At 63.4% G+C, this 9,014-nt stretch carries 6 protein-coding genes and 3 tRNA genes; 4 read left to right on the top strand and 5 right to left on the bottom strand.

Translation table 11 applies throughout. The annotated features are described in order from the left end of the window. Position 1: 1 nt before the first annotated feature. From WH265_RS02930 to WH265_RS02920, 3 genes are all read right to left on the bottom strand, one after another. Positions 2-86 (bottom strand) — tRNA-Leu (locus WH265_RS02930). Between the two features lie 389 nt (positions 87-475). Then, positions 476-560 (bottom strand) — tRNA-Leu (locus WH265_RS02925). Positions 561-676: 116 nt separating this feature from the next. Further along, positions 677-761: transfer RNA gene (locus WH265_RS02920), tRNA-Leu, on the bottom strand. Positions 762-780: 19 nt separating this feature from the next. Between WH265_RS02920 and rnr the strand changes: the two genes are divergently transcribed. Together rnr and WH265_RS02910 are read left to right on the top strand one after the other, a co-directional pair. Further along, a complete protein-coding gene (rnr, locus tag WH265_RS02915) occupies positions 781-3,087 on the top strand; it encodes a ribonuclease R (RefSeq protein WP_312986503.1) in 2,307 nt (768 codons plus the stop codon). 82 nt (positions 3,088-3,169) lie between these two features. Further along, positions 3,170-3,928 carry an SDR family oxidoreductase gene (locus tag WH265_RS02910; RefSeq protein ID WP_312986502.1) on the top strand — a complete coding sequence of 253 codons (759 nt, stop codon included), beginning with the start codon at positions 3,170-3,172 and terminating at the stop codon, positions 3,926-3,928. 15 nt (positions 3,929-3,943) lie between these two features. On the opposite strand, the gene WH265_RS02905 is transcribed toward WH265_RS02910, so the two are convergent. Together WH265_RS02905 and WH265_RS02900 are read right to left on the bottom strand one after the other, a co-directional pair. Then, complete coding sequence (locus WH265_RS02905) at positions 3,944-5,521, bottom strand: NAD(P)H-hydrate dehydratase (RefSeq protein ID WP_339557254.1); 1,578 nt, start codon at positions 5,519-5,521, stop codon at positions 3,944-3,946. Positions 5,522-5,574: 53 nt separating this feature from the next. Next, positions 5,575-6,831: an NAD(P)/FAD-dependent oxidoreductase gene (locus WH265_RS02900; protein WP_339557253.1), complete on the bottom strand. Its 1,257-nt coding sequence runs from the start codon at positions 6,829-6,831 to the stop codon at positions 5,575-5,577. Positions 6,832-7,182: 351 nt separating this feature from the next. On the opposite strand from WH265_RS02900, the gene rpsB reads away from it, so the two are divergent. Together rpsB and tsf are read left to right on the top strand one after the other, a co-directional pair. Further along, the gene (gene rpsB / locus WH265_RS02895; RefSeq protein WP_021026555.1) at positions 7,183-7,935 is read left to right on the top strand and encodes a 30S ribosomal protein S2; all 753 of its coding nucleotides are present in this window, start codon (positions 7,183-7,185) and stop codon (positions 7,933-7,935) included. A 114-nt stretch (positions 7,936-8,049) separates the two neighbouring features. Further along, complete coding sequence (gene tsf, locus WH265_RS02890) at positions 8,050-8,940, top strand: translation elongation factor Ts (protein WP_021026556.1); 891 nt, start codon at positions 8,050-8,052, stop codon at positions 8,938-8,940. Positions 8,941-9,014 lie beyond the last annotated feature (74 nt).

Raw genomic sequence — 9,014 nt, 5'->3', positions numbered from 1 at the left:
TTGGTGCCCAGGAGAGGACTCGAACCTCCACGGAGTTACCCGCTAGTACCTGAAACTAGTGCGTCTACCAATTCCGCCACCTGGGCTTTCAGGGAAGCCGCAATTATAGGGGCGATTTTTGGCCGCTTTGGGGCAAATTCGGAAAATTTTTCAGAGCGCTTGGTGTGGGTGCTATGTCGCTCAGCGGCGGCCTTGGTGCCAAGGTGCTGCGAGCGGTTGCCGTGGCTGGTGCTGGCCCTGCCTGGCAAGCGACGCGGGTAGGCATGGCGTCCGGGTGAATACGGCATCACTGTGCAGTAGCGTGTGGCGAGGAGGGTGTTTTGCTGCCTTTGCAGCGGATGGTGTGCTGTCTGCCGAGGGCAGGCTATATCGGGAGCGCAAAGATGCGGTGTGCGCCGTCGTTGCTGGGCTCGGGGTAGATGCGCATCGCAGACAAAGAAAAAGCCGCTGCACAAAAAGTGCAACGGCTTATGTCTGGTGCCCAGGAGAGGACTCGAACCTCCACGATGTTACTCGCTAGTACCTGAAACTAGTGCGTCTACCAATTCCGCCACCTGGGCTGATGATGCAGGGCAGTGCCCCTTATCGACTTTCCTAAAAAAACCACTGTAGAACCAGCCCGTTAAGACTGATTTTTCACCGTTTTCACAAAACAAGTTGTACTTGTCGTTAAACTTGGTGCCCAGGAGAGGACTCGAACCTCCACGGAGTTACCCGCTAGTACCTGAAACTAGTGCGTCTACCAATTCCGCCACCTGGGCATTTCAGGAAAGAATCAGATTGTATATCAAAAAAACGGCTTCCAAAACAGGAGCAGATAATTTGTCAGAAGAAATTGAAGGTGTAGTCCAAGGCCACCGTGAAGGCCACGGCTTTGTGATCCGGGATGACAACGAAAGCGACATCTACATCCCGGCCAATGAAATGCGCGCCGTACTGCACCGAGATCGGGTCCGCGCCCGCATCGTGCGCACCGACCGCCGCGGCCGCCCCGAGGGCCGCATTGTTGAAATCATCGAGCGCTCCGCGCAGCCCATCATCGGCCGGCTGCTGCAGGAAAGCGGCGTCTGGCTGGTGGCGCCCGAGGACAAGCGCTATGGCCAGGATGTACTGATCCCCAATGGCGCGATCGGCGCGGCCAAGACCGGCCAAGTGGTAGTTGTTGAATTGACCGAGCCGCCGGCCTTGTTTGGCCAGCCGGTGGGCCGCGTGGTTGAGGTGCTGGGCGAGATCGATGACCCCGGTATGGAAATCGAAATCGCGGTGCGCAAATATGGCGTGCCCCATGAGTTCTCGGACGAGTGCCTGGCGCTGGCCAAGAAGCTGCCCGACAAGGTGCGCCTGGCCGACCGCAAGGCCCGCATCGACCTCACCGATATCCCGCTGGTCACCATCGATGGTGAAGATGCGCGTGACTTTGACGATGCGGTGTACTGCGAGCCCGCCAAGATCGGCCGCACCAAGGGCTGGCGCCTGTTGGTGGCGATTGCCGATGTGAGCCACTATGTGCAAAACGGCAATGCCATCGATGTCGATGCCTACGACCGTGCCACCAGCGTCTACTTTCCGCGCCGCGTGATTCCGATGCTGCCGGAGAAGCTCTCCAACGGCCTGTGTTCGCTCAACCCCAATGTGGACCGCCTGTGCATGGTGGCCGATATGCTGGTCACCGCCGATGGTGAACTGCAGGCCTACCAGTTCTACCCTGCGGTGATGCACAGCCATGCACGCTTTACCTATACCGAGGTGGCGGCCATTCTGGCCAACACCCGGGGCCAGGAAGCGATCAAGCGCAAGGAGCGTGTGGCTGACCTGCTGAACCTGCACGATGTGTACAAGGCTTTGCTGTCGGCGCGTGGCCGTCGCGGCGCGGTGGATTTCGAGACCACCGAAACCCAGATCATCTGCGACGAGAACGGCCGTATCGAGAAAATCGTGCCCCGCACCCGCACCGAGGCCCACCGCCTGATCGAAGAGGCGATGCTGGCAGCCAATGTCTGCGCGGCAGATTTCATCCAGCAAAGCGGCCAGCCCGGGCTCTTCCGGGTGCACGAAGGCCCGACGCCCGAGAAGCAGGACATTCTGCGCGGCTACCTCAAGGCCATGGGCGTGGGCCTGTCGATCAGCGACGACCCGAGCCCGGCCGAGTTCCAGGCCATTGCGCAGGCGACCAAGGACCGGCCCGACGCCCAGCAGATCCACACGATGCTGCTGCGCTCGATGCAGCAGGCGATCTACACGCCGATCAACAGCGGCCACTTTGGCCTGGGCTACGAGGCCTATACCCACTTCACCAGCCCGATCCGCCGTTACCCCGATTTGCTGGTGCACCGCGTCATCAAGGCCGCCCTGCTGGGCAAGCGCTACCAGCTGCCGCTGCTGCCCACGCCGGGTGAGGCCGAGGCCAAGCTGGCCAAGCGCCTGGCAAGCCGGGTGGCTGCCCCCAAGCAAAAGCTGCAGGCCGAGCGTGTGCAACGCGTATCGCGCGAAGTGCAGGCCTGGGAAGCGGCGGGCCTGCATTGCAGTGCCAATGAGCGCCGCGCCGATGAGGCCAGCCGCGATGTCGAAGCCTGGCTCAAGTGCAAGTACATGCGCGAGCATCTGGGCGAGGAGTACAGCGGCATGGTCTCGGCTGTCACCTCGTTTGGCTTGTTCGTGACCTTGGACCAGCTCTATGTTGAAGGTCTGATCCACATCACCGAGCTGGGCGGCGACTACTTCCGCTTTGACGAGATGCGCCAGGAGCTGCGCGGTGAGCGCACCGGCATCCGCTACACGATTGGCACCCGCCTGCAGATCCAGGTCAGCCGCGTGGATCTGGATGCGCGCAAGATTGACTTCCGCCTGGTGCGCGAGGGCGAGGATGCGGCCCGCGCGCCGGCCTCCAATGCCCGTGCGGCCAAGGTGGCCTCGTCGCCGTCCAGCCGCCAGCGCGAGGGGCGCGATGAGGCCTATGACGCGCAGCGCGCCAGCCTCAAGCGCAAGGCCAAGGGTGCCGCGCATGGTGCTGGCAAGCCGCGTGGCAACGACCGGGGCGCCGGCGCCAGCAAACAACCGGGACAGAAGACCCCGCGCAAACGCCGCTGATCGGCTGTGAATTCACTATGATCGAAGCCAGGCCATCCCAGCGATGGCCTGGCTTTTTTGTTGACAGAACCAAGGAGTACGGATGACCGAGAAGACGCGCAAGATTGCAGTGGTGACCGGTGCGGGTACCGGGATTGGCCGCGCAGCGGCGCTGGCCTTGATGAAGGACGGCTGGTCGGTGGTGCTGGCCGGCCGCCGCGCGCAGCCCTTGCAGGAAGTGGCCAGCCATGCGGCAGACGCCGGTCAGGCCTTGGTGGTGCCCACCGATGTGGCCGACCCGGTGGCGGTCAAGGCCTTGTTCGATGCGGCCATCGCCCAGTTTGGCCGGGTGGACATGCTGTTCAACAACGCCGGGCGCGGCGCGCCTGCGGTGCCGATCGATGAGCTGCCGGTCGAGACCTGGCAGGATGTCGTCAATGTCAACCTCAACGGCATGTTCTATTGCCTGCAGCAGGCCTTCCGCGTGATGCGCCAGCAGTCGCCGATGGGTGGACGCATCATCAACAATGGCTCCATCTCGGCCCATGCGCCCCGGCCCATGTCGATTGCCTATACCGCCACCAAGCATGCGGTGATGGGCCTGACCAAGACCGCCGCGCTCGATGGCCGCAAGTGGAACATCGCCGTCGGCCAGATCGATGTGGGCAATGCCGGCACCGAGCTGGCAATGCGCATGACCCAGGGCGTCATGCAGGCGCATGGCGAGATTGCACCCGAGCCGCTGATGGATGTGGATGTCGTGGGCCAGTCGGTGCTCTACATGGCCAATCTGCCGCTGGAATGCAATGTGCTGTTCCACACGGTGATGGCCACCAAGATGCCGTTTGTGGGCCGGGGCTAAGCCCGTGTCTGGTTGTCAGCCTGGCCGTTGCAGGCTGCGCGCCAGGCGCGATGCCGTCAGCATGCGTGCGGGCGGCCAGGTATCGGCCGCATGGCCATGCAGCCAGACGGCATGGAGCAGTGGCTGCCAGGGTTGTGCCCAGCGGCTGCCCGGTGCTAGAGCGGCCAGGTGCGCGCCAATGCAGCCGGCCAGCACATCGCCGGTGCCGCCAATCGACAGGCGGGCATTGCCGCTGTGGTTGATGGCATAGCGCCCATCTGGCGCGGCAATGACCGAGCCGCTGCCCTTGAGCACCACCAGGCACTGCCATTGCCGTGCCGCCTGGCGCGCGGCGCCTATGCGGTCGTGCTGGATCTGTGCGGTGCTGCTGCCCAAGAGCCGCGCCAGCTCCAGTGGATGGGGCGTGAGCACCGTGGCGCCGGTTGCACCCCCTTGGGCTGCCCGGTGCAACAGTGCTTGTTGTAGTGCTGGTTGGTTGGCAATGGCGTTGAGCGCATCGGCATCGAGCACCAGGCTGCCTGCATGCTGCAGGGCCTGGGGCACCACCCCGGCCACCAGGCTGCCACCGCCGCAGCCGCAAACCAGGCTGCCGCGCAGTGCCTGCATGGCCTCCAGCGACCGGAGCATGATGTCGGCCGCGACACCACCAGGCCTGGGCGATGCAGGGTTGCTGCCCAGCAAATGCAGCATGACCCTGCCCGCGCCTGCATGCAGCGCTGCACTGGCGGCCAGCATGGCTGCGCCTTCCATGCCCTGGCCATCATGGCTGGCGCTTTGGCCGCCGATGACGCCGACATCGCCAAACAGGCCTTTGTGGCTGTTGTGGGTTGGTAGAGGGGTTGGCGCCTGGGTGACGAGCTGGCCGGTGCCTGAGGAGGTATCCATGTCGGCGGCGGGAATCTGGTCACAGCGCCAGACCGGGTTGTGGGCCGACAGCGCTGCCAGCCAGACCTCGCCCGCCCAGTCGCGCCCCTGCAAGGTAAAAAGCCCCGGCTTGAGGGCCAGCATGCTGAGCGTGAAGCGGCGTCCTCGGGGTGCTGGTGGCACCAGGGAATCTAGCGAGGGCAGCCAGGCGCCGGTATCGGCCAGCAGGCCCGAGGGTGTGTCGATGCACAGCACATCGCGATCGGTTTCCAGCAGCTGCTGCAGCCAGGCCAGTACAGGGCCTTCGGCAGGGGCGCTGCGGCCGGCGCGCAGGCCAATGCCCCAGACTGCATCGATGGCCAGGTCGAAATGGGCGGGCGGTTGCGTGCTGATCGCCAGGCCTGCGGCCTGGGCGCGTTGCAGTGCATGGGCGGCATCGGTGGGCAGGGCCTTGCCGGCGCTGGGTTGCAGGCTGATGTGCACCGTCTTGCCGGCGGCTTGTAGATGGATGGCGGCTTCCAGCCCATCGCCGCCGTTGTTGCCGGCGCCGCACACGACCCAGATATGCCTGGCATGCGGCGCGATCGCCAGGGCCAGGCGGGCTGTGGCTTCGCCAGCGCGGGCCATCAGGCGGTACTGGGGCAGCGTGGCCGCCAGCGATTGCTCGCGCGCGCGAACCTGGTCGCTGGAGAGCAGGGCGGGATAGAGCAGAGCGGCAGAAGCGGGCATGGCGCTATCGTAGCGCAGGGCTCTGGCTACGGGCGGGCCGCTCGCCGAAGTGCTCAGCGCAGGCGCTGCAGGTCCAGCGCTTCGGGGGCGGTGCTGGTGCTCTGGCCCATGACCAGCTGGCGCACATGGTGGGCGCAGCCCATCGACAGCCCCCAGCCAAAGCCGCCGTGGGCGGTGTTGAGCCAGACGCCCGGGATGCCGGAGGCGCCCACCACCGGCAGGCCATCGGGCACGGTCAGGCGCGCGCCGCGCCACATCTGCAGGATCGATTGGCTCGGCTGGATGCAGCCGGGGAACCACTCGAGCAGCACGCTGATCAGGGCGTGGCGGGCGTCATCGCTGCGCTCGGGGCTGTCGGGGTAGCCCAGCTCGGCGCCGCCGCTGATGCGCAGGCGCGAGCCCTGGCGCGTCAGGATCATGTTGTTTTCCAGATCGATGACTGCGCGGCGTGGGGCCAGCGACTCTTCGCTGATCTGGATGCTGGCGCTATAGCTATAGATAGGGGCGCTGGGCAGCTGCACATGGTGCGGGCGCAGCAGCTGGTTGGTGTGGGCGCCGGCGCAGAGCACCACCGCATCAAAATCCTGCGTGCCACTGGCCAGTTGCAGGCGCAGGCCCTGGCCTGCGCTCTGGATGCCGCTGACGGCCTGCTGGGTGTGCAGCTGCAGCCCATGCGTTTGCAGCGCCTGCAGCAGCCCTTGCGAGAACAGCCGTCCATTGCCCGACCAGGCCTCGGGCAGGTGCAGCGCGCCGGCAATCTGGATCTCGGTGGCCAGGCCGGGCTCGATGGCGCGGGTCTGGGCTTCGTCGCAGCGCTGGTAGTCAATATGCGCGGCCGACAGGCGCCGGGTGAGTTCATACAGTGCCGCGGCGCTGGGCTCCTTGCGCAGCGGCAGCAGCAGGCCCTGGCTGAACTGGCCGTTGATCTCGAGCATTTCCTGCACATGCTGCATGCGCTGCATCGCCAGCAGCTCGAGCGACTGCAGCGCAGGCAGGATTTCGCTGTCGCGCAGCTTCTTGGCGACGCCTTGCTGGCGGCGTGCCCAGCGGCGGGGCGAGGAGAGCACGCTGCCCTGGACCTGCAGTTCGGCAAAGGCCGGGCGCGACATGCCCAGCTGCAAGGCCTGCTGGAAGGCGGTGGCGCCCCAGGGATTGATCGCGCAGGGCCACATCAGGCCTGAGGGGGCAAAGCTGGCTTCTTCGCCAGCAGCGCGGTGCTGCTCGAAAACACTGACCTCGTTGCCGGCCTCCATCAGCTCGAAGGCCGTTGCAATACCTGCAATGCCTGCTCCAACGATCGCAATCTTCATAACAACAAAAACAGGGGGCCGTTCATAGAGTGGGGCACAGCCGGTGCAAGCATTTGCAAAAGCCGTGCGTTCGAGTGCCAGATTGTGCCTAGTTTTTTGCGCTCGCCGTGGTAAGGCGCGCCACTGTGGTTCAAAAAACGCAAGCAATCGTCAAGGTGGGGTTGGCGCGACTTCTTCGCGACCCATGCCGGACTATGTTAGAATCCTAGGGTTTTGCCGAGTGTGGCTTGCCACATCGGTTCAAAACGAAATCGCAAACCTGCCTACCTAAGGTGTTGCGGCATGCAGTGCACAAGCGCGGCTGCCGTGATAGTTGGGCAGAATTTTAGACCTAACCTTCGGAGAAGATATATGTCCGTTACGATGCGCGAGATGCTGGAAGCCGGCGTCCACTTTGGCCACCAAACCCGTTTCTGGAACCCCAAGATGGGCCAGTACATTTTCGGTAGCCGCAACAAGATTCACATCATCAACCTGGAAAAGACCCTGCCTCTGTTCCAGGACGCACAAAAGTTCATCAAGCAGCTGTCGGCCAACCGTGGCACCATCTTGATGGTGGGCACCAAGCGCCAAGCGCGCGAAATCCTGGCCACCGAAGCACAACGTGCTGGCGTGCCTTACGTCGACCAACGCTGGTTGGGCGGCATGCTGACCAACTTCAAGACCGTCAAGACCTCGATCAAGCGTCTGAAGGACATGAAGGCTCAGCAAGAAGCCGGCCTGGAAGCTATGAGCAAGAAAGAGCAACTGATGTTTGCTCGTGAGCTGGAAAAGCTGGAAAAGGACATCGGCGGCATTCAAGACATGAACGCACTGCCTGACGCCATTTTCGTGATCGACGTGGGCTACCACAAGATTGCCATCGCTGAAGCCAAGAAGCTGGGCATTCCTCTGATCGGCGTGGTTGACACCAACCACAACCCAGAAGGTATCGACTACGTGATCCCTGGTAACGATGACTCGGCCAAGGCTGTGGAGCTGTATGCTCGCGGTATCGCCGACGCGATCCTGGAAGGCCGTGCCAACGCCGTGAACGATGTGGTCAAGGCTGCTTCCGGCGAAGAAGGCGACGAGTTTGTGGAAGTGGAAAACACCGCTGCTTAATCCACAGGGCTGCCCATTGGGCCGCGAATGAAAAGCGGGGCTCCAGATTAGCCCCGTTTTTTTTACCTACGTTTCCACAATCACCCCAACTGAACTGAATACGGAGAGAGAAAAATGGCAATTACCGCAAGCATGGTGGCAGAACTGCGCGCTAAGACCGACGCGCCCATGATGGAATGCAAGAAGGCTCTGACCGAGGCTGATGGCGACATGGCCAAGGCTGAAGAGCTGCTGCGCGTCAAGCTGGGCACCAAGGCCGGCAAGGCAGCATCGCGTATTGCCGCTGAAGGCGTGATCGCCGCTGTGGTTGAAGGCAACAACGGCGCGATCATCGAAGTCAACAGCGAAACCGACTTCGTCTCCAAGAACGACAGCTTCATCGCCCTGGCCAATGCAGCGGCCAAGCTGGTGTCTGAAAAGAACCCTGCCGACGTGGCAGCCCTGAGCGCACTGGCTTACGAGCAAGACGGCTTTGGCCCCACCCTGGAAGACGTGCGCAAGGGCCTGGTCGGCAAGATCGGCGAGAACATGTCGTTCCGCCGCTTCAAGCGCTTCGAAGGCAGCAACCTGGCGCTGTACCTGCACGGCACCCGCATCGGTGTGGTGGTCGAGTTCGAAGGCGACGCGCAAGCTGCCAAGGACGTGGCCATGCACGTGGCTGCGATGAAGCCCGTGGCGCTGACCAGCGCTGACGTGCCTGCCGAGCTGATCGAGAAGGAACGCACCGTCGCTGCCGCCAAGGCTGAAGAGTCGGGCAAGCCCGCTGACATCGCTGCCAAGATGGTGGACGGCGCTGTGCAGAAGTACCTCAAGGAAGTCTCGCTGTTCAACCAGGTCTTCGTGAAGGCCGCTGACGGCAAGCAAACCGTTGAGCAAATGCTCAAGGCCGCCAACACCTCGATCAAGAGCTTCACGCTCTACGTGGTGGGTGAGGGCATTGAGAAGAAGGTGGATGACTTCGCTGCCGAGGTCGCCGCGCAGGTTGCGGCCGCCAAGGGCCAGTAATCATCCTGACAAAGGGGCTACGGCCCCTTTGTTTCACCTATCGTTTTTTCACCCATCCCCCACACCTGGAGCTC

The sequence above is a fragment of the Comamonas sp. MYb396 genome, from assembly GCF_037479555.1.
GTDB lineage: Bacteria > Pseudomonadota > Gammaproteobacteria > Burkholderiales > Burkholderiaceae_C > Comamonas.
Note: the sequence above shows the minus strand (reverse complement) of the source record. Positions and strands in the feature narration are given on the sequence as shown.